The 20,816-nt window shown below is 54.8% G+C and carries 14 protein-coding genes; 3 read left to right on the forward strand and 11 right to left on the reverse strand.

Translation table 11 applies throughout. The annotated features are described in order from the left end of the window. Positions 1 to 143 precede the first annotated feature (143 nt). Positions 144 to 764, forward strand: a complete 621-nt coding sequence (locus FHG12_RS08110) for a hypothetical protein (RefSeq protein WP_139515251.1) — start codon at positions 144 to 146, stop codon at positions 762 to 764. Between the two features lie 96 nt (positions 765 to 860). Here FHG12_RS08110 and FHG12_RS08115 read toward each other — a convergent pair whose 3' ends face one another. The 8 genes from FHG12_RS08115 to FHG12_RS08150 all read right to left on the reverse strand — a co-directional run bounded on the left by FHG12_RS08115 (position 861) and on the right by FHG12_RS08150 (position 15,218). After that, the gene (locus FHG12_RS08115; protein WP_139515252.1) at positions 861 to 1,142 is read right to left on the reverse strand and encodes a PLD nuclease N-terminal domain-containing protein; all 282 of its coding nucleotides are present in this window, start codon (positions 1,140 to 1,142) and stop codon (positions 861 to 863) included. Positions 1,143 to 1,254: 112 nt separating this feature from the next. Next, a complete protein-coding gene (locus tag FHG12_RS08120; RefSeq protein ID WP_316248054.1) occupies positions 1,255 to 1,887 on the reverse strand; it encodes a rhomboid family intramembrane serine protease in 633 nt (210 codons plus the stop codon). A 123-nt stretch (positions 1,888 to 2,010) separates the two neighbouring features. Further along, on the reverse strand, positions 2,011 to 2,982 hold the full coding sequence (locus FHG12_RS08125) for a polyprenyl synthetase family protein (RefSeq protein ID WP_139515253.1): 972 nt from the start codon (positions 2,980 to 2,982) through the stop codon (positions 2,011 to 2,013). Positions 2,983 to 3,170: 188 nt separating this feature from the next. Continuing rightward, positions 3,171 to 5,681, reverse strand: a complete 2,511-nt coding sequence (rnr, locus tag FHG12_RS08130) for a ribonuclease R (RefSeq protein ID WP_139515254.1) — start codon at positions 5,679 to 5,681, stop codon at positions 3,171 to 3,173. Between the two features lie 330 nt (positions 5,682 to 6,011). After that, entirely contained in the window at positions 6,012 to 8,030 is a 2,019-nt protein-coding gene (locus tag FHG12_RS08135) for an ABC transporter ATP-binding protein (RefSeq protein WP_139515255.1), read from the reverse strand. A gap of 346 nt (positions 8,031 to 8,376) precedes the next feature. Further along, complete coding sequence (locus tag FHG12_RS08140) at positions 8,377 to 9,024, reverse strand: lipoprotein signal peptidase (protein ID WP_139515256.1); 648 nt, start codon at positions 9,022 to 9,024, stop codon at positions 8,377 to 8,379. Positions 9,025 to 9,173: 149 nt separating this feature from the next. Continuing rightward, positions 9,174 to 12,671: an isoleucine--tRNA ligase gene (gene ileS, locus FHG12_RS08145; protein ID WP_139515257.1), complete on the reverse strand. Its 3,498-nt coding sequence runs from the start codon at positions 12,669 to 12,671 to the stop codon at positions 9,174 to 9,176. Between the two features lie 123 nt (positions 12,672 to 12,794). Beyond that, the gene (locus tag FHG12_RS08150) at positions 12,795 to 15,218 is read right to left on the reverse strand and encodes an efflux RND transporter permease subunit (RefSeq protein ID WP_139515258.1); all 2,424 of its coding nucleotides are present in this window, start codon (positions 15,216 to 15,218) and stop codon (positions 12,795 to 12,797) included. A gap of 235 nt (positions 15,219 to 15,453) precedes the next feature. Here FHG12_RS08150 and FHG12_RS08155 point away from each other — a divergent pair, with 235 nt between their 5' ends. Further along, complete coding sequence (locus tag FHG12_RS08155; RefSeq protein ID WP_139515259.1) at positions 15,454 to 15,861, forward strand: hypothetical protein; 408 nt, start codon at positions 15,454 to 15,456, stop codon at positions 15,859 to 15,861. A 110-nt stretch (positions 15,862 to 15,971) separates the two neighbouring features. On the opposite strand, the gene FHG12_RS08160 is transcribed toward FHG12_RS08155, so the two are convergent. Beyond that, positions 15,972 to 17,489, reverse strand: a complete 1,518-nt coding sequence (locus FHG12_RS08160) for a glycine--tRNA ligase (protein ID WP_139515260.1) — start codon at positions 17,487 to 17,489, stop codon at positions 15,972 to 15,974. A gap of 267 nt (positions 17,490 to 17,756) precedes the next feature. Between FHG12_RS08160 and FHG12_RS08165 the strand changes: the two genes are divergently transcribed. After that, positions 17,757 to 19,157 (forward strand): inorganic phosphate transporter, encoded by a 1,401-nt coding sequence (locus FHG12_RS08165; RefSeq protein WP_139515261.1) that lies wholly within the window; start codon positions 17,757 to 17,759, stop codon positions 19,155 to 19,157. A gap of 203 nt (positions 19,158 to 19,360) precedes the next feature. On the opposite strand, the gene FHG12_RS08170 is transcribed toward FHG12_RS08165, so the two are convergent. Next, positions 19,361 to 19,849, reverse strand: a complete 489-nt coding sequence (locus FHG12_RS08170) for a hypothetical protein (RefSeq protein ID WP_139515262.1) — start codon at positions 19,847 to 19,849, stop codon at positions 19,361 to 19,363. Positions 19,850 to 19,892: 43 nt separating this feature from the next. Continuing rightward, the gene (locus FHG12_RS08175) at positions 19,893 to 20,384 is read right to left on the reverse strand and encodes a DUF4385 domain-containing protein (protein WP_139517730.1); all 492 of its coding nucleotides are present in this window, start codon (positions 20,382 to 20,384) and stop codon (positions 19,893 to 19,895) included. Positions 20,385 to 20,816 lie beyond the last annotated feature (432 nt).

Consider the following 20,816-nt stretch of genomic DNA (forward strand, 5'->3'; position numbering starts at 1 on the left):
TAACGCTAGCTATTGCGCAGGCACCTCGTCCATTCACATCATAGACTTACAGTACTCTAACACGCTAAAGAGGTATGCGCTTATGAACGAAAAGCAGAAATCTTCGCGTTAGGAGCATATTTGCCCATTCCTTTGCTTACTACATGAAAAAACTGCTGTTAATATTTCTTTTTCTGACGCTAATCGGAGGTGGATATTGGTTGTACGACCGGCTGACAGTGGGTCCCGAGCGGTCGTTGTACCAAGCATTTCAGGCTACGCAACAACACGATATGATAGCCTTCGAACGCTATGTTGATGTCGAGAGTGTTACTAGTGATCTTGTTGATCAGGTGGCCGCACAAGGAGATGTGCTGGGTCCGCTCAAAATAAGTGGACTAGGGCTGCAACAAGCCGTGCAACTGCTGAAGCCTCAGCTCGTGGCAGCCGCGCGTGAGGAGGCCCAAGAATATGTACAAACCGGTTCTCTGAAAGCTACCCAGACTGCGCCGCGCGGAGGGTTGGGCAATCTCTCCGTATTGGGATTTGCGGGCAAAATTGTGAGGGCAGACAGCAAGCTCAAAGGGGTGAAATACGTGAAGCGCCAAGGCAAAGAAGCGTTGGTAGGCATTGAGTTTACACAGCCTCACTTTGACACGACGATGGTACTGGAGCTTAAAATGCTTGACCAAGGGGACCATTGGCAGGTCAAGCAGATCACCAACACAGGGCAGTTGCTAAAGCAAGTTATGCAGCGAGAAAAGCAGGCCGTGATAGCAGAATAGAAAGCTGACCAAACACGATTTGCGAAATCAAAGCCAACAAAAAAGCCCGACACGTTTAGTGCCGGGCTTTTTGTTAAAGCTGATATGTGTTAGAACCTACAGGTTGGATTTGCCCCGGCCTGAGATCAGGTAATAGAGAATTAACCCCAGGAAAGGCATGAACCATATGATGGCAAGCCAAAGGATTTTTTTGCCTGTCGTCCACGGTTGACGAAAGACATCGATGAGTGCCAGCACATCGAGAACCAACAGGATGATTCCCCACAGAGACAAGCTACCGCTGTCGCTGAAACGGCTACAACCAGTGGCTACAAGGGTGAGAAGTAAGAACGAAGCAGCAACCGACAACCGGGTTGCAATAGGAGCAAATCTGTTCATGAGACCGAGGATTGAGTTGGAGAGAGCGGTTTTGGCAGTTTCTACGCACACTCTTCAGATAAGATATATACGAACCTACAGATTTATGTATAAGTAATTGATAGTCAAGCACTTATAAAAAGTATTGTTGAATTTTATCCACGAAATACGGTCCGACCTGCGGAATTAAGGCCAGCGTGAGAAGCAGGCCGTAGAGTGCGCCGTAAAAGTGGGCGTCGTGGTTGATGTGGTCGCCCATGCGTCGGCCTTGGTAGTAAGAGTAAGCCAAGTATAGCAAGCCCCAAATAAAACCCGGAATCGGGATGGGCAACGGAAACATAATGATGCCCGCCGTTGGCTGAAAAAGAACACCGGCAAAAATGATGGCTGCCACCCCACCCGAGGCACCTAGGCTCCGGTAATCGGGGTCGTTGCGGTGCTTGAAATAGGTTGGGATATCAGAGATGATAATACCCCCCAAGTAGAGTAGCAGAAAGCGAAGCACCCCGCCGCCTGGGCCAAATTGCTGCACAAACACTGATTGCACAACCTGCCCAAAAGAATAGAAGGCGAGCATGTTGAAGATGAGGTGCATCCAGTCGGCGTGCAGAAAACCCGAAGTCAGCAGGCGATACCACTGGTTTTGCCGGGCCACGATGAAGGGCGAAAAGATCCAGCTCTGCATAAAGCCCGGATTTGACCAAGCATACATGGAAATGCCGGCAGTCAAAACCAGCAGAATTATAGAAGCATCCAGCGTAAGCATGAGATGAAAAGTAAAAAGATGATAATACTGCCCTCAAATCGCTCAAAAGGTTTTGATCGAGCGCTTCACAGATCAAAAGCTGTGCGTCGCCTGAGGGGCAAGAAAAGAGCGTAAAACGGCAGCTTAGCTTTCTCGGTCCATGAGTTGCAGTGCTAGGTGGCGCAGCAACTCCTTGCGCTCACCGGGTGCCTGCACCCGATCGAGGTGCTGGAGCGCGTCGAGGAAGAAGTCGTTAATGCGGGCTTCCGTTTGGGCACGCACATTAAGCTGATCGTAAATAGCCGTGATAGCCTCAACCTTTTCCGGCGCGTCAAGCACTGGTTGGCCGATGTACTGCGCTAGTTTGGCTTGTTGAGGTTCGTTGGCCTGGGCAAGCGCAGTGAGCAGCAAAAAGGTCTTCTTATCAGAAACGATATCGCCGCCTACGCGTTTGCCGAAAGTGGCGGCGTCGCCGTACACATCCAACAAGTCGTCGCGGAGCTGAAAGGCGATGCCGATGTCGGTGCCGAATTGCCGCAGGTGATTCGCATCGTCGGTGGAAGCGCCCCCAAGTAGGGCACCAAGCTCAAGACTGAAGCCTAGCAACACAGCCGTCTTTAGCCGAATCATGTCGAGGTATTGCTCCAATGACACGCGTTCGAGCGTCTCAAAATTCATGTCCCACTGCTGGCCTTCGCACACCGCGGCGGCCGTCTGGCTAAACTTGCGCAGCACGTCCGGCAGCAAAGTAGGGTTCACATCCAAGAACAGCTCGTACGCCCGCACCAGCATCACGTCGCCGCTCAGAATGGCGACATTCGGATTCCATTTTTCGTGTACCGTAGGCTTGCCCCGACGCAGCGGAGCCTGGTCCATGATGTCGTCGTGGAGCAACGTAAAGTTGTGAAACACCTCGGTAGCCAGCGCCGGCTTCAGCACCGGCTCGAGGTCATCGGTAAAGAGGTGCGCGCCAAGCAGCGTGAGCAACGGCCGAATGCGTTTCCCACCCAAGGCCATGATGTAGCGAATGGGCTCATAAAGCGCTTCTGGTTCGTTGCCGTAGCGCAGCTGGGCCAAGCCAGCGGTTATTTTGTCCGAGAAAAAAGAGAGGTCCACAGGGGCAAATAAGGGTTGCAGGAAGAAAGGTACGGACTAAACCGCTGGACAGTCGGTTTGTGAAGACGAGGCTTAAAGTCACTTGCCTTACCACAAGGATAGCCCTTCAACGCGGCAAGCCCTTTTCACCCGCACTTATTGGGCAGGTGAAAAGGGCTTGTTACCTCTTGCAGTGAAAGAGCTGCGGGCTACCGTCGGCGGCTACCGCCTTTTCCGCTGCGCTCTCGCTCAGGGCGGTTGCTGCCGCCGCTACGGCGACTGCCGCCCCGGCTACTCCGCTCGTCCTGTTCGCGGCGCTTCACAAAGTCCGGCCGATTATCGACCAGTTCGAAATCAATGGTTCGGTCGAGCAGGTTGGCAGCTTTCACGGTCACCAGCATCTCGTCGCCGAACTGAATGATGCGCTTGGTCCGCTGGCCCACGACGCGGTAGTTGTCTTTGTCGAGCTCAAAAAAGTCGCCGGGAATCTCACTGAGTCGAATCATGCCTTCGCACTTGTTCTCTTCAATCTCGACGTACATCCCCCATTCGGTAAGGCCCGATACGACGCCTTTGAACTGCTCGCCGATGACTTCCGACATGAATTCCACCTGCTTGTATTTGATGCTGGCGCGCTCGGCGCTGGCCGCAATTTTCTCGCGCTCCGACGAGTGTTTGCACTCTTCCTCTACGGGTTCTACCTCCACGTTTTTGCCGCCTTCCAGGTAATGCTGAAGCAGGCGGTGAGCCATCATGTCGGGGTAGCGACGGATGGGCGACGTGAAGTGCGAATAGTGATCGAAGGCCAGGCCAAAGTGGCCCAGTGGCTCGGTAGTGTATTTGGCTTTCGACATGGTACGGACGGCTAGCGTCTGGATGACGTTTTGCTCGGGGCGGCCCATCACTTCGTTCGACAGATCGTTTAGCTCGTTGCTGAGCTTCTTAGGGTTCGTCAGGTCGAGATCGTGCCCAAACTTCTTCGCGAAGAGCGCAAAGTTTTGCAAACGGTCTGGATCGGGAGCATCGTGCGTACGGTACACCATCGTCATCCGCGGCTTACGGTTCTTGAGCTTAAACACAAACTCGGCCACCTTGCGGTTGGCGAGCAGCATAAACTCCTCGATCATTTTGTGCGCGTCCTTCCGCTCCTTCACGTACACGCCCTGCGGCTTGCCGTTTTCGTCGAGACGGAACTTCACTTCCTGCGTTTCGAAGCTGATGGCGCCTTGTTTGAAGCGTGCCGCACAGATCTTCTTGGCCATGTCGTTGAGGACGTTAATTTCCTCCGCGTAGTCGCCTTCCTTACTTTCAATACGCTCCTGCGCCTCTTCGTAGGAGAAGCGACGGTCGGAGTGAATGATGGTTTTGCCAAACCACGAATCGTAGAGCTTGCCGGTTGAATCGAGTTCAAACACAGCCGAGAAGGTCAGCTTATCTTCCTCAGGGCGCAGCGAGCACAACCCGTTCGACAAACGCTCGGGTAGCATTGGAATAACCCGGTCGACGAGGTAAACCGAAGTAGCCCGGTGCTTAGCTTCGCGCTCCAATTCAGAAGTGGCTTTCACATAATGCGTTACATCAGCGATGTGCACACCCACTTCCCAATGGCCGTTTTCGAGTTTGCGCAATGACAAGGCATCGTCAAAATCCTTGGCATCGGCCGGGTCGATGGTGAAGGTGGTGATGTCGCGAAAGTCGCGGCGCCGCGCGATTTCGGCCACCGGAATTATGTCGGGAATTGCTTCCGATTCGGCCTCTACCTCGATAGGGAACTCAAAGGGCAGCCCAAACTCCGCCATGATCGCGTTGATCTCGGCTTCATTTTGCCCCGCCGGTCCGAAGCTCCGTACCACCTCACCCATCGGCGAGCGGCCAAAGTCATTCTCCGGAAACTCCGTGATGCGCACCAGCACTTTTTCGCCGTTGCGGGCATCGTGCAGGTTTTCGAAAGGCACAAACACGTCGAAGTACATCTTGCGATTATCGGGCTTCACAAACCCGATGCCGCCTTGCACCTGCAAGCGCCCCACTACCTCGGGACGCACCCGCTTAAGCACTTCCACCACGTCGCCCACCGGACGGCCGTCGCGGGAGCCCCGCAACCGTACCCGAACCGTATCGCCGTGCATGGCAAACTTTAAGCGATCGGTGAAAACCCGCACGTCGGACTCGCTTTCCTCGCTGATGACAAATGCATACTTGTCGGTGGCCAAGGCTACGGTGCCGGTAATCGTATCGGTGGTTTCTTCTCGCTCGGGACGCCGGCGCCGTTCGGGGCGCTCGGTATCCGGAAAGTCGAAGCCGGCTTCGCGGCGGCGGTGCACCACCGGATCCTGGCCAAACTCGGTTTCTACATCCAGCGGTTGGCTGTTTGCTACCGGCACGATCGGCTCGGCGCTGCGGCGGTTTCGGCGGCTGCTAGCGGGCTCCGTAGCGGCTTGCTGCGCAGCGGGGTCGGTTAAGCGATAGTCGTCGTTTTGGATTAGGGTAAGCTGCCCTGCCGAGCGCAACGCTTTGAGGTGCGCAAAAATCTGTTCCCGCTCCTCTTTGGTCGTAACGCCAAGGCGGCGGGAGATCTGCCGGTAAGAGATGACTTTCCCAGGATTGTCAGCAAAAATTCGGTAGACCAGTTGTTTGGATACCGCGAGGGGTGCGTCTTTGGGGGCGCGAGCGGCTTTCGCGGAAGCGCGGGGAGCCGCTGATTCGTCTTTTCTTTTCATTAGAAAAAGGGTGCCGCCAGTTATTGCGTTTTCTCAGGCGGCCCAAGGAATTGATAGGTGAAAGCAGCTTCTGATAGGTGCTTTCGGTAATACGTAAGAACAGCAAAACTGCTTCAGACAGCAGTTTGGTCGCGCAAGGGCAGACGGCTACTCTAGCTGAGCAGCGAATGAATATAGCTTCTACGCAATTATTAAACTAATAACTGATTTACCGGCAGCAAAGCGCGTTATCAAACGGTTACTGCAAGGTCTATGGCACCAATTTATCATTGGCAGAGTCTTGCCGGCTGTGGTAGCAAATCAGTCAACAAGCGCGAGCGGCAGAACGTTCTATTCGGCCGTTACCTGACGGCGGGCTACGGCAGCGCGGATATCCGCTGGCTCATCCTTCGGAATGGCATTCAGCAGGGTGCGCGTGTAGTCGTGCTGCGGATGGGCATACACTTCGGCAGCCGGTCCGCTTTCCACAATCTTGCCTTGGTTCATGACCAGCAACCGATCCGACATAAAGCGCGCCACCGACAGGTCGTGGGTAATGAACAGGTAGGTAATGCCAAAGTCGCGTTTCAACTGGTTGAGCAGGTTGAGCACTTGCGCCTGCACCGATACGTCGAGCGCCGACACCGACTCGTCGCACACGATGCACTTGGGCCGCAAAGCCAGTGCTCGGGCAATGCAGATGCGCTGCCGCTGCCCGCCCGAAAACTCGTGTGGGTAGCGCAAATAATGCTCCTCACGCAACCCAACGGTACGCAGCAGCTCTAACACCCGCTCCTTCTGTTGTTGGCGCGTGCCGCCCACTTTGTGCACCTGCATGGGCTCCTGAATGGCTTCGCCTACGGTCATTATGGGGTTGAGAGCCGCGTACGGATCCTGAAAGACCATTTGGAACTCCCGCCGCCGCCGCCGTAGCTCCCCGGTAGGCAACGTGGCCAAGTCGGTGCCTTCAAACAAGATGCTGCCCGACGTGGGCTCTACCAAGCGCAGCAGCGTACGGCCCAAGGTAGTTTTGCCGCAGCCCGACTCCCCCACGAGCCCAATGGTTTCGCCGGGATAAATATCGAAGCTTACACCATCCACGGCGCGCACTACTTCCTTGGTGCGGTTGAAGAAGCCTTTGCGAATGGGAAAATGCACGTTCAGGTCGCGAACCTGAAGCAACGGCTGCGCGGCTAACTTCGGGGTTGCTGGTTCTGCGGTACGAGCTTCTAGCGATGGCGAAGGTTCATCACTAGCAATGAAAGCGCCGGTTTCTGCCCCGGCCGCCACGTCCGAAACGACTCCTGCATCGGGAATAATCTGACCACTTTCCAGGAACGGAGCCGTTTCGAAACCGGTGAAAGTATCCGTTGAAACCGGCGCAGAATGTTCCACGGGGAACGTTTTGGTGGTTTCACCTGAATTCCGTAACTGTTGGGCAGCAATCTCAGGAACGCCTCCAGAAACACTTAACTGGCCATGATCTGAAAGTGCAATTAATTGTCCATCAGCCTCTTCTCGCATGAAGTCAGCTACTACGGGCAGCCGCGTTTTACCCACCGACAACTTAGGCCGACAAGCCAGCAAACCCTTGGTGTAAGGGTGCTGAGGGTTGGTAAAGAGGTCTAATACCCCACCTTGTTCCACAACTCGGCCACGGTACATCACCAAAATGCGGTCGGCGATTTCGGCCACCACGCCTAGGTCGTGGGTGATGAAAAGCACGGCCGTGTTGTGCTCGCGCCGCAGGTCGTCGATGAGTTGGAGCATGCGTGCCTGCACCGTTACGTCGAGGGCCGTGGTGGGCTCGTCGGCAATCAGGATGGCAGGGTTACAGGCCATCGCCATCGCAATCATGACACGTTGCTTTTGGCCGCCGCTGATCTCGTGCGGATAGGCGCGCAGAATTTTTTCGGGGCGCGGCAGCTGGGCCATGGCAAACAACTCTATTGTACGCGCTTCGGCCTCTTTTTCAGAAAGCCGAGTGTGTAGCCGCAACGCTTCCACTACCTGACTCCCGCACGTATACACCGGGTTTAGGGAAGTCATGGGCTCCTGAAAGATCATTGAGATTTCGTTGCCGCGCACTTGGCGTAGCTGCTCGTCGGGGAGCGTAAGCAAATCAACCTCCCCAAACTGCGACGACTGAAAAGTGGTCTTCCCTCCTGCTATCTGGCCGGGCGGCATCGGAATCAAGCCCATCAAGGCCAGCGAAGTCACCGATTTGCCCGATCCCGATTCGCCTACGATTGCTACCGTTTCGCCGCGGTGCAACTGAAACGATACTTCATTCACCGCCCGCACATCGCCGCGGTGCGACTTAAAATCGATGGTCAAGTTGGAGACTTCCAGCAGCGGGGTTTGGGGCATTTTCAGCAAAACAGAGGAGAATTCAAGATCTAAATTTACCGCAAATGTTCCAGAGTAAGTTGGCAGCTTGAAACGTTGTTCGCGAACAATAAGATTGTAAAAGGCGGTCATGCAGAGCGTAAGCGAAGCATCTCTCCCGCAGTACTTACTCTAGTAGAAACAACGAAACAGTAGAGATGCTTCGCTTACGCTCTGCATGACGTTCTGTGGTAATAGGTGAAGTTTTCAAGCAACGTATTTCGGCTTTCTGACACAGACAAAAAGCAGCGGTGCGCCTCCACTGCCGCAAGTTAGGACTAGCAAAGACGCACCGCTTATTTTCTGTAACTATCTTATAATCAATCAATTATGCTTGTTGAACCGATTCGATGGAAGGCGCCTCATTGTTGTGCTCAGTCAGGTGGGCATCGTTGGCGTGCTCGTGGTTAAAAAACCGGTTCTGGTTGAGCAGAATCAGCACCACGCCGACGAAAATGGCCGAGTCGGCGATGTTGAAAATGGGCCAGAGCGACAGGTGCGTCCCGCCGATCAGGGGCCAATTGGCTGGCAAAAAGCCCTCGTAGATATCGGCATACAGCATGTCGATCACTTGGCCGTGAAACCACGGCGTAGGCGCTCCAAACGGGGCATTGTTGTAGATGATCCCGTAGAAAATGCTGTCAATTAGATTGCCGATGGCGCCGCCCAAAATGAGTGCAACACACCAAATCAGGCCGTTAGAGGCTTTGCGTTGCCACAGCTTGAAGATGTAGTAGCTGATCCCGAACATCGCCAGCAAACGGAAGCCCGTCAGCAGGATTTTGCCGTACGGCGGCGGTAGTTCCACGCCGAAAGCCATGCCCGGATTGAGCGTGTAATGCAGCTTGAACCAGTTGCCGAAAACCGGAATTTCGCCGGGCATGCCGGGCAGCATGTAGGTGTGCACAGCCCACTTGGACACCTGATCGATGACAATGACCAGCAACGCCAGCAGATAATATTTCCAGTACTTCATTCTTGTGCTAATGGTACAAGCTTTGGCGGGCGTTTTGTGCCCTTTTGAGCCTGATTTGCGGGATTTTGAACGGTTATGAACGCTCCGAAAAGTGGTTTGTGCGCTGTTGTGCTTACGGCTTTTCGGAGCTGTTCTTAATCAACTATCAATCAGTTAGTTACAACTTCCAGCCGAACCGGCACGCTGTAGTCGTCAAACTCCAGCACGGCGCCGTCTTTCAGGTCGCCGGCAAGAGTCAGGGCAAGGGCCTGGGTTTCGGTGCGGATATAGTCGCCGAACGACTGCACGGCGGCCACCAGCTCCGGCTGATCGGCGCCGAGCGTGACCCGGATTTTGTCCTGCACTTCGAGGCCGCTGTCTTTGCGTAGGTTCTGCAAGCGATTTACCAGCTCCCGCGCCACGCCTTCCTGACGCAGCTCGTCGGTAAGCGTCACGTCGAGGGCCACTGTGAGCGGACCGTCCGAAGCCACGAGCCAACCCGGAATGTCTTCCGAGCGGATTTCCACGTCGTCCAGAGCCAGTGTAACCGGCTGACCTTCAACTTCTACGGCCAGCGAACCAGCTTTTTCGAGTTGGTTGATCTCGTCGGGCGTCATCTGCTGGATGCGAGCCGCTACCGTTTTCAGGCGCGCGCCGTATTGCTGGCCGAGGCGCTTGAAGTTGGGCTTCACTGATTTCACCAGCACGCCGCTCGTATCGTCCAAGAATTCAACGTGTTTCACGTTTACCTCGGCGCAGATCAGGTCTTCGACCTTTCCTACTTGCTCGCGGGTGTTTTCCGTGAGTACCGGCACTAAGATGCGCTGCAATGGCTGCCGCACTTTCAGCACCGACTTCTTGCGAAGCGAGTGCGTAAGTGAGCTGATGCGCTGGGCCAATTCCATGCGCTCTTCCAGGGCTTTGTCAATGCGCTGTGTATCAGCCTCTACCAAAATCGTCAGGTGCACCGATTCGGGAGCCAGCGGCGTGTTTTTGGCCACGGCTTCGGCACGCATGCCGTCCGTCATGTTGCGGTAGAGCCACTCGGCGAAGAAAGGCGCGATGGGCGCCATCAGCTGCGAAACGACCACAAGGCACTCTTGCAATGTTTCGAAAGCCGCACGCTTATCGGTCGTCAGCTCGCCTTTCCAGAAACGGCGGCGCGACAGGCGCACGTACCAGTTGGAGAGCTGATCGGTAACGAAATCCTGGATGGCGCGAGCCGCTTTCGTGGGGTCGTAGTTGTCCAAATGACCCCGTACTTCCAGGATCAGCGACTGTAGTTTCGACAGAATCCAACGATCCAGCTCGCTCAACTCCGAGAGCGGCACGCGGTCGAATTCGCTGGTCTGAAACTCATCCAAGTTCGCGTAAAGCGCATAGAAGGAGTACGTATTGAACAGCGTACCGAAGAAGCGGCGCTGCACTTCTGTCACGCCGGCCGGGTCGAACTTGAGGTTGTCCCACGGTGGCGCGTTCACGATCATGTACCAGCGCGTTGCGTCGGGCCCGAACTGGCCAATGGTGGCAAACGGGTCTACGGCGTTGCCGAGGCGCTTGCTCATTTTGTTGCCATTCTTGTCCAGCACTAACCCGTTGGCAATCACATTCTTAAAGGCCACCGAATCTTCCAGCATCACGCCCAAGGCATGCAGCGTAAAGAACCAGCCGCGGGTTTGATCGACGCCTTCGGCGATGAAATCAGCGGGGAAATTTTTGTGGAATTTCTCGGCGTTTTCCAGCGGGTAATGCCACTGCGCATACGGCATCGCGCCCGAATCAAACCACACGTCAATGAGATCCGTCTCGCGGTACATGGGTTGGCCGCTGGGCGACACCAGGAAAATATCGTCCACGTAGGGCCGGTGCAGGTCGATTTTCTCGCCTTCCGCCAGCGGGTTGTGGGTCATGATTTCGGCGGCTACGGCCTTGTCAATCTCCGCCCGCAGCTGCGCAATGGAGCCAATGCAGATTTCCTCCGAGCCATCTTGGGTACGCCAGATGGGCAGCGGCGTACCCCAGTAGCGCGAGCGCGACAGGTTCCAGTCGACCAGGTTTTCGAGCCAGTTACCGAAGCGGCCGGTGCCAGTGCTTTCGGGCTTCCAGTTGATGGTTTTATTAAGCTCGATGAGCCGATCTTTTACCGCTGTCGTCTTGATAAACCACGAATCCAAAGGATAATAGAGCACGGGCTTATCGGTGCGCCAGCAGTGCGGGTAGGTGTGTTCATAGCGCTCCACTTTGAAGGCTGTACCGTCGCCTTTCATCTTGATGGCAATGCTCTCGTCCAGGGTTTTATAGTCGGCGCCGGAGTCGTCATGGCCGTCGTAGTTCTTCACCCAACGGCCGCCAAACTCGCCCATTTGCGGCACATAACGGCCCGTCCGGTCCACGATGGGGCCGAGCTTGCCTTCTGCATCGGGCACGAGCAGCGCTGGGATGTCATTTTGCTGCGCCACGCGAAAGTCATCGGCACCGAACGTGGGCGAGATGTGCACAATACCGGTGCCGTCTTCGGTGGTTACGAAGTCGCCGGGGATGACGCGAAAAGCTCGTTCTTCACCTTCAAACGGCGTAAAATCAAACAGCCGCTCGTAACGGATACCAACGAGATCAGCGCCTGAAAATTCATTTATAATCTTCCAATTCTGGAGTTTACCCTTGTTAGTGTTGCCTCTGTCAGCACCATTACTAACTAGCTGTCTAGTGCCTATTTCAAAGGTGGTTTTCGAATCTAATTCGTTTGAGAAATATTTATTAAAAAGCTCCTTCGCCAATACAACCCGTATCTCTTTATGAGTGTATTGATTGAAGGTTTGTACCAGAAGGTATTTAATACCGCGACCTACAGCTAATGCAGTGTTTGCGGGCAACGTCCAAGGCGTCGTAGTCCAAGCGAGAATGAAGGTCTCAATTGGTGCGTTTTCTGCACCACTTTGGTGCTCGGCAACAGGGGAGTGTGCATCGATTAAGCGCAGTGATTCCGCACCCGCAAACAGCTTCTCAGAAACTGCATCTCGCTTCACTTTAAACTGCGCCACCACCGTCGTATCCTTCACGTCGCGGTAGGTGCCGGGCTGGTTCAGCTCGTGCGACGACAGGCCCGTACCGGCCGCTGGCGAATACGGTTGGATAGTGTAACCTTTGTACAGCAACCCCTTGTCGTACAGCTTCTTAAGTAGTGCCCAGCAGCTTTCGATGTATTCCGGCTCGAAGGTGATGTACGGGTCGTTGAGGTCAACCCAATAGCCCATTTTCTCGGTCAAGTCGTCCCACTGCGCCTTGAAGCGCATCACCGTTTCGCGGCAGCGTTGGTTGTAGTCTTCGATCGAGATCTTCTTGCCGATGTCCTCTTTGGTGATGCCCAGCTCCTTTTCCACCTGCAACTCGATGGGCAGGCCGTGGGTATCCCAGCCGCCTTTGCGCGAAACTTGCTTGCCCAGTAGCGTTTGGTAACGGCAGAAAATGTCCTTCACCGTGCGGGCCATCACGTGGTGGATGCCGGGCGCACCGTTGGCCGAAGGCGGACCTTCGTAAAACACATAGGTCGGCTGGCCCTCGCGGGTGCTGACGCTCTTCTCAAAAATGCCGTTTTCTTTCCACCATTGCAGGATGTCGGTGCCTACCTGGGCGTAATTGAGCGGCTGTTTGTACTCAGGATATTTCATGTTCGGGGCGTAACTATATCAAAATCAGAACGTCATCCTGAGCACAGCGAAGGATCTCTACACGGAGGGTATTCCGCACGGTAGAGATTCCTCGTGCCTCGGAATGACACGATATTGGGCTTCTTATGATTCCAAACGGCGCTGCACAGTCATGCGGTCGAGGTTGAGTTCGGTGTCGTCGTCTTCTTCGTGGTACGAGTCGTCGTAATGCTGAAGCATGGATTTGTCGATGGTTTCGTCTTTGCCGTGTTCAAACGTAACGAGCAAAGAAGGCAGCAGAATCAGGTTGGAAAAGTTGGTAATCAGCAGCGAAGCCGACATCAGCAAACCCAGCGCTTTGGTACCGCCGAACTCGCTGAAGGCGAAGACGCTAAAGCCCAAAAACAAGGTAATGCTTGTGTAAATCATACTAGTTCCCGCCTCGCTCAGCGTGGTAGTTATAGCAGCTTTCACGCGGCGACCGTTTACGGCCAGTTCCTGCCGGAATTTGGCCAGCAAATGGATCGAGTTGTCACCGTCAATGCCGAGCGCAATGCTGAAAATAAGCGCCGTGCTGGGCTTCAACGGGATGCCGAAATAGCCCATCAGGCCGCCCGTCAGAATGAGGGTAACCAGGTTAGGTATCAGCGTGAAAAACACCGACTTCACCGACCGAAACAGCAACAACACCACCAAACCCACCAAGGCGAAGGCAATTATCAGGCTCTCTTTCAGGGAGTTAATCAGATATTCGTTGCCCTTGGTAAACAGGATCGTGGTGCCCGTGAGCTTTACGTCCATGCCTGTGCCGTTGAAGATCTCCCGGATTTGGGGCTGAATCTGGCGGGAGAGCAACGTATCGAGGTTGCGGGAGCCGATGTCCGCGATTTTCAATGAGATACGCGCCCGCTGGCCCGTCGAGTCGACGAAGGAGCGCAGCAGCTTGTCGTTGCCGCTACCCTTCGACTGGGCCTTGGTTAAGTAGCTGAGTACAAAGTTCTTCTCCGAATTATCGGGCAGGCGATAGTACTCGGGGCTGTCGTTATAAAATGCTTGGGTTGAAGCTTTTAGGAATGTAACGATGCTGACTGGCGTGGTCAGGACGGGCTGGGTGCGCAGAAACTTCTCGAAACGGTCGATGCGCTCCAGGTTTTTGAGCTTGAAAATGCCGCGTTTCTTGCCCGTGTCAATCACGATTTCCAGCGGCATCACGCCGTTGAAGTGCTGCTCAAAGAACTTCAGATCGCTGTTCACGGAGCTTTCCTTCGGCAAATCATCGACCATGTACGACACCGATCGTACCCGCGAAATACCCAGCAAGGAGATCGCTACCATCACCGCTGCCAAAGCGTACACCGTGCCACGCCGATCGAGTACCAAATGCTCGAAAAATTCGAGCAGCTTAGTAAGTGGCTTAGCATCAAGGTGTTCTAGCTGCTTCGGGGTAGGCGGCGGCAGGTACGTGAATACGGCCGGAATCAGGATAAACGAGATGATGAACGCCACGAAAATGTTGATCGTGGCCACCAACCCGAACTGGTAGAGAATGGCAATGTTGGTGAAGCAAAACACCACAAACCCGATGGCCGTGGTGGTGTTGTTCATGAGCGTCACGAGGCCGATTTTGCGAATCACGCGCGTCATGGCCAGCACTTGATTGCCCGATTTGCGGTAATCGTAGTGATAGCGCGACAGCAGATAGGTGCAGTTCGGAATTCCGATTACGATCAAGATACTGGGAATCAGGCCCGTAAGCAGGTTGATTTTGTAGCCCAGCAGCACCATCGAGCCCACGCACCAGATCACGACAACCAGCACCACCAGTATCGGGAAGACGACCGCGGCCCAGGTGCGGAAGAACATGAACAGCGTGACGGCCATCACAAGCACTGTCAGCATCACGAAGAATTTCATCTCGCCGGCCACTTTGCTGGTCATCGTGGAGCGCACGTACGGCAGGCCCGCGTAGTGCAGTCGGATGCCGGTTTTCTTTGTGAACCGCTCGGCGTGGCCCAAAATGTCATTCATCACCGCCTGGCGCCGCGACGAATTAAGGTATTTCGGGTCCATGGTCAGGGCCAGTAGCGTGGCGCCGGTGGTGGGACTGATAAGCTGGCCTTTGTAAAACTCCACCTGGTTGACCACCCGCATCAAACTATCGAGCTGACGCTGGTTTTCGGGAAACTTCTCGAAGATCGGCTTCACGGTAAACTGCTGATTAGCAGTGTCTTTGCGAAGCGCAATGAGCTTCGTTACCGATAGCACACCACTGACGCCTTCGACGCGCGAGAGCGTATCGGTAAGGGCACGCAGCTCGCTAAAGTTGCCGATGCGGTAGATGCTGCTGTCCTGAAGGCCCAGCACGAGCACGTTGCCATCCTCGCCAAAGGTCTTCTTAAACTGCTGGAAATAAACCATTTCCGGATCGTCCGGACTTACCACTTGGGCAAAGTCGTAGGTCATCTCCACGTCCTTGGCTTTCCAGGCCATGAACACAGTGATGACAGCCAGCAGCAGGATGAGCAGGCGCCGGTTCTTGATAACGAAAAGAGCGAGTTTACTCCACATAGACCGCTAAAATGGAGCAAAGGTACGCAATGCGCCGCAGCTAGCCGGTGAAGCGCCGGCAAGTATATCGAGTTGGATTAAACCTACTTACGAAACGGTTTGTTAAGCTAGCAAAATAATGTCTGGAATATAGGCAACTTCCTATGCCGCTATTCCCGTAAAGGCAGCCATACCAAGCAGTTGCATTGTCGGTTTTTTGGACTTAGCAACGAATCGATTTTCCGTTTTTTCACTAATGACTTTGTATCAAACGCCGGAAGCGGTGCTCACCTATCTTCCTGGCACTGAAACACTTTGGCTGAGCTATAGCGCCACGAACGTGTCGGCGGCTTTCCAACTGGCCTTCGAGCAGACGGTAGCAGTAATGCGCAGCCAGAAGGTGGGCAAGCTGGTGTTGGACCTGAAGGATAGTGCTTCGCTGCCCTCCGACGACGAGCAAAACGTGCTGGATCCCATCGTCCGGAAGCTGCCTATCGAGTTTGACCAACCCACGTTTATTGCGGCGGTGCTTTCCGTGCAGCAATACCAGTCGCAAGTAGGCAGCTACTCGCCGGCTTCCGCGCAGCTGGTGCCGCTGGGTCCGGTCGAGTTCAACTACTTTACTTCCCGCCGCGACGCCATCGCTTGGCTCAGTGATAATTAACCGTTTACTACGCCCCACCCAATTCTATTCACCCACCCAAACAGAAAGGCCCCGGAAGCATCTTCCGGGGCTTTTTTTCTTGTACACATAAGTATTTTATAATCAAATACTTATAGGTTTTCTAAAATTCGCTTGAAGCTCACGGCATCGCCGATGTAGCGGCCCAGCTCCGAGATCGGCATGCGGGTTTGCTCGCGCGAGTCGCGGTGCCGCACCGTGACGGTGTCGTCTTCCAGCGTCTGGTGATCGACGGCGATGCAGAAGGGCGTCCCGATCAGGTCCTGGCGGGTGTAGCGCTTGCCGATGGCGTCGCGGTCTTCGTACACGAGGCGGAAATCATGGCGCAGGTCGTTGAAGATGGCCTCTGCTTTTTCGGGCAAGCCATCCTTGCGCACCAGCGGGAAAATAGCCGCTTTGATGGGCGCCAGCGCCGGATGTAGCTTCAGGAAGGTGCGGGTTTTGGTTTGCTCTTTCTCCCCTTCGCCTTCCGTGATGGTTTCTTCGGTATAAGCCTGACACAACGCTGCCAGGAACAGCCGGTCGGCGCCCACGGAGGTTTCCACCACGTAGGGCACGTAGTTGCCGTAGGGTTTGCCGGTGGCCTCGTCGAGGTCGTTGTCGAAGTACTGCTGCTTTTTGCGGCTCAGGGCTTGGTGCTGCGACAGGTCGAAGTCGGTGCGCGAGTGAATGCCTTCGATTTCCTTGAAGCCAAACGGGAATTCGTACTCGATGTCCACGGCCGCGTTGGCGTAGTGGGCCAGCTTGTCGTGGTCGTGAAAGCGCAGCTTATCGGCGGGCAAGCCGAGGGCTTCGTGCCAGCGGCGGCGCGTTTCCTTCCACTTGTTGTACCACTCCATCTCGGTGCCAGGCCGAATGAAGAATTGCATCTCCATCTGCTCAAACTCCCGCATTCGGAAGATGAACTGCCGGGCCACAATCTCGTTGCGGAAGGCCTTGCCGATCTGAGCGATGCCAAACGGCACCTTCATGCGCGCCGATTTCTGCACGTTCAGGAAGTTGACGAAAATGCCCTGCGCCGTTTCGGGCCGCAGGTAAATCAACGTCGAATCGCCTTCCACCGAGCCCACCTGCGTCGAAAACATCAGGTTGAACTGGCGCACTTCGGTCCAGTTGGCGGTGCCCGATACGGGGCATTTAATCTTCTCATCCACAATGAGTTGCCGAACCCCAGCTAAGTCGTTATCTGTCAATAGCTTACCCATTTCAGCCAATAAGGCGTCGGCGCGGGGCTTGTCGCCGGCGTTTTCGTACTCGGCGGCTTTGTCTTCGAGCAGCACGTCGGCGCGGTAGCGCTTCTTGCTGTCGAGGTTATCGATCATGGGATCGGAGAAGCCATCGACGTGGCCCGACGCTTTCCAGGTGAGCGGGTGCATAAAAATCGCCGCGTCGATGCCCACCACGTTGGGGTTGAGCTGCGTCATGGCGCGCCACCAGAGTTGCTTGAGGTTGTTCTTCAGCTCGACGCCGTTGGGGCCGTAGTCGTACACCGCCTGCAAGCCGTCGTAGATTTCGGACGAGGGGAATACGAAGCCGTATTCCTTGGCGTGGGCCACAATGTCCTTGAGTTGGGTATTTTCTAAAGTAGGTTTCGGATTTGGGTTGCTCATGGGGCAAAGATAGTAGCGCGAAGGTCAGTCGGCGGCGCCTGCTCCGCTGTAGAAGGCAGGCGTCGTAGCGGTTGTAAAGAAAACAGTCTGCGCGGAGCAGGCCGCAACCCCACCCCTACTTATTGAACTTTCTCCACGATTTTCGGTACAATGCCTATTCAATTTTTCGGAATTTCGTCGCAGCCGTAACAATTTCATAATCTTGCCCCGCCCAAAGGCCCTCCTACCTTTGGTTGCCCGTATCGTTTTTTCACCAATTCCCCCCCTATGTTTGGCTTAGAGCCTCATGTGTTGCTGCTGCTGCTTGCGTGCCTTGTTGCAGCCTGCGCCTTCGAATTTGTTAACGGTTTTCACGACACGGCTAACGCCGTTGCCACGGTCATCTACACCAATACGCTACGCCCCTGGGTAGCCGTGGTGTGGTCGGCCTTCTGGAATTTCATCGGCGTATTTGCCGGTGGCATTGGCGTGGCCATGGGCATTGTGTACCTGCTGCCCGTCGAAAGCCTGGTCGATCAGAACGTTTATCATGGCATTGCCATGGTGGGCGCACTCATTCTTTCGGCCATCATCTGGAACGTCGGAACGTGGTATTACGGCCTGCCTTCGTCGAGCTCTCACGCGCTGATCGGCTCGATTCTGGGCGTCGGTATTGCCTTCACCTTCCTGCCCGACACGGCCAGCGCGGCCGTCAACTGGGCCAAGGCCGGCGAAACCATGCTGGCCCTGATCATCAGCCCGATCTTCGGCTTTTCGCTGACCATCATCATGATGTTTCTGCTCAAGCGCTTTGTCCGCAGCAAGGCCATCTTTAAGGAGCCTCACAAGCGCAAGCCACCGCCCCTCTGGATTCGCCTGATCCTGATCACGACCTGTACGCTGGTGAGCTTCTTCCACGGCTCCAACGACGGCCAGAAAGGTGTAGGACTTATCATGCTGATACTCATTGGCATAGTTCCGACCTTCTTCGCGCTGAACCAAGACCTGAACCCGCTGGACATGCGCGATTCGCTGGTGAAGATTGAGCAAGTATTGCAGAAAGTAAATCCGCAGGATCTGGATGCCGACGACCGACAGCTGCTCGCCGAAGCGCGAACCCAAACCAATGATCTAGACCGGATTTTTGCCAGCAAGACGTCTGTTGATCAGTTGCCGCGCAACACGCGTTTCGAGATTCGCCGCGATATTCTATTGCTGAACAACCGCGCGGCCAAGCTCATGGGCAGCAAGCGCATCAGCATCAGTACCGCCGATCGCACGATGTACGAAGGGGCCATCAAAGAGATGAAATCCTTCACCGACTACGCGCCTTCGTGGGTGCTGCTGATCGTGTCGCTGTCGTTGGGGCTAGGCACCATGATTGGCTGGCAGCGCATCGTAAAGACCATCGGCGAACGCATTGGCAAAGAGCACCTTACGTATGCCCAAGGTGCTTCATCAGAATTAGTTGCGGCCCTCATGATTGGCGTCAGTACCAACTATGGCTTGCCTACCAGCACCACGCACGTTCTGTCGTCGGCCATTGCCGGCTCGATGGTAGCCAACCGCGGCGTCAAGAACCTGAACCCCCAGATGGTGCGCAACATTGCCCTGGCCTGGGTACTCACGCTGCCTGTCACGATGTTTTTGGCGGGCGGTTTATTCTTGCTCTTCCGCGCTGTTTTATAGCGAAACTGCTATTCTTTGAAACACACAAAAAAGCCGCTCCAATTAGGAGCGGCTTTTTTGTTGAGTTACCAGCCAGTAAACATTGAGTTTTCCACAGGCTAGTCAGACGAACCGGAATCAAAAAGCACCTAACTACCTAAGCTATTAGGCACTTATCCACTTTTCCACACCTAAAATTGGTGTTTTTGTGGATAACTACTTGCCTAAGAGGGCCATTGCACTTCGAGATCGTCGTTTATAAACACCCCGAAGTTGACGAACTGAAGCTGATCTTCATCAAAGTAAAGGTCAATCATTTCCTTCTCGTAGGAGAGACGGGTTTCGCCAGTATCCATCTTCTCGACCTCGGGCGTTTCGAGGCCGTTGCGGCTCATCAGCTCCTGTACTTCCTGCACGCTTTTGCCATGCACAGACTCGCCGAAAAGGCGCATGCCCGGATGGTCGGTTTCGATGCAGCTGAGGCGGTAATCGTCTTCGCGATCGAAGTAAAGCGAATAGCCTTCTTCGAGGTAGTTCCAAGCCTGGTGTTCAAACTCGTCGTCGTCTTCGGCTTCTTCGATTTCTTCGGGCTCTCCCATCAGGGTGCGCACTTCGTCCATGGAAGCGCCGAATTTCAGCGGCCCCATGCCCGTGCCGAGGATGATTTCGTGTTCTTCTGTGCTGGAGGATTGTGGTGATTGGGGAGTGTTCATAGCGGTGGCCTCTGGTGAAAATTGGGGTTAAAGGTAGAAGTTCTTATTTGCCGTAGCGCTGCTCAAAGTCGAGGCGCTGGCGTATGTAGTCGGGGTGCTGCCGCGCCTGATCCCATTTTTCTTTGAAAATAGAGGCCGCCACGGCCTTGTCGGCGTCTTCGGGTGAGCGGGGTAGCTCTGCACGGCCGTGCGCTCCGCTCTGCCCCTTTTTGTCGGCGGGCACCGGACCGGCGTATTTCTTGCCGCCGCGGTGGTTGGCGTAGCGGCGGGCGCGGGTGTAGCCCATCTGCAAAAACTTGCGGGCCATGTCGGCACCCACAAAATCCTGGGCTTTGAGGTAGTCGAGAAACAAGGCGTAAATCTGCTCCGACGATTCGCGGGCGATTTCTGGGGTGCGAAAGCGCCAATGCGGCAGGATTTCGCCCTTGTAAGGCTCCACCAACAATACCCCCTGCTCGCCTTTGCCGACGCGGTAAAGCTCTGGGTGCCGCCGAAAATCGGTTTGGTGAAAATCGAGGGTGTAGTCGAAGGGCATACGGCAGGTGCAAGCGGTTTTGGTGCGGGTATACGCAAAACCAGCGCCCAGTAGCCGAACTATCCACTTTTCCACACGGCATACCGTGGAAAAGTGGATAGTCGCCGATTTTTCGCGCCCGGTGGCTTTTGTTTCCGGGCCGCATTGCTTTTCCCTGTGCTCCCGGCCGACTGGCCCGGGCTCAACTTTTCAAACCGAGCCGGCCCACGAGCTTTTCCACATGGTTAATAACTTTTGAAATAAATTTTTTAAAAAATATCTCTTTGTCCCCAGTCGTTAGGGCTGTGCATAAGTGGATAAGCGAAAAAGGTTATTAACAGGGCTGATAACTTGTGTACAAGTCCTCGTTTATGCACCGGCTATCAACAGGGTATGTTGATTATAAATGATTGATTATAAGATGTTTTATATCAATTATTCACAATCCACAGC

This window comes from Hymenobacter jejuensis, assembly GCF_006337165.1.
Taxonomy (GTDB): Bacteria; Bacteroidota; Bacteroidia; order Cytophagales; family Hymenobacteraceae; genus Hymenobacter; species Hymenobacter jejuensis.

Coding starts and splice junctions, on each gene's coding strand:
- FHG12_RS08160 (WP_139515260.1), bottom strand. CDS start 17,489: ATGAGCAACCCAAATCCGAAACCTACTTTAGAAAATACCCAACTCAAG.
- rnr (WP_139515254.1), bottom strand. CDS start 5,681: ATGAAAAGAAAAGACGAATCAGCGGCTCCCCGCGCTTCCGCGAAAGCC.
- FHG12_RS08170 (WP_139515262.1), bottom strand. CDS start 19,849: ATGAACACTCCCCAATCACCACAATCCTCCAGCACAGAAGAACACGAA.
- FHG12_RS08120 (WP_316248054.1), bottom strand. CDS start 1,887: ATGCTTACGCTGGATGCTTCTATAATTCTGCTGGTTTTGACTGCCGGC.
- FHG12_RS08165 (WP_139515261.1), top strand. CDS start 17,757: ATGTTTGGCTTAGAGCCTCATGTGTTGCTGCTGCTGCTTGCGTGCCTT.
- FHG12_RS08175 (WP_139517730.1), bottom strand. CDS start 20,384: ATGCCCTTCGACTACACCCTCGATTTTCACCAAACCGATTTTCGGCGG.
- FHG12_RS08150 (WP_139515258.1), bottom strand. CDS start 15,218: ATGTGGAGTAAACTCGCTCTTTTCGTTATCAAGAACCGGCGCCTGCTC.
- ileS (WP_139515257.1), bottom strand. CDS start 12,671: ATGAAATATCCTGAGTACAAACAGCCGCTCAATTACGCCCAGGTAGGC.
- FHG12_RS08135 (WP_139515255.1), bottom strand. CDS start 8,030: ATGCCCCAAACCCCGCTGCTGGAAGTCTCCAACTTGACCATCGATTTT.
- FHG12_RS08140 (WP_139515256.1), bottom strand. CDS start 9,024: ATGAAGTACTGGAAATATTATCTGCTGGCGTTGCTGGTCATTGTCATC.
- FHG12_RS08115 (WP_139515252.1), bottom strand. CDS start 1,142: ATGAACAGATTTGCTCCTATTGCAACCCGGTTGTCGGTTGCTGCTTCG.
- FHG12_RS08110 (WP_139515251.1), top strand. CDS start 144: ATGAAAAAACTGCTGTTAATATTTCTTTTTCTGACGCTAATCGGAGGT.
- FHG12_RS08155 (WP_139515259.1), top strand. CDS start 15,454: ATGACTTTGTATCAAACGCCGGAAGCGGTGCTCACCTATCTTCCTGGC.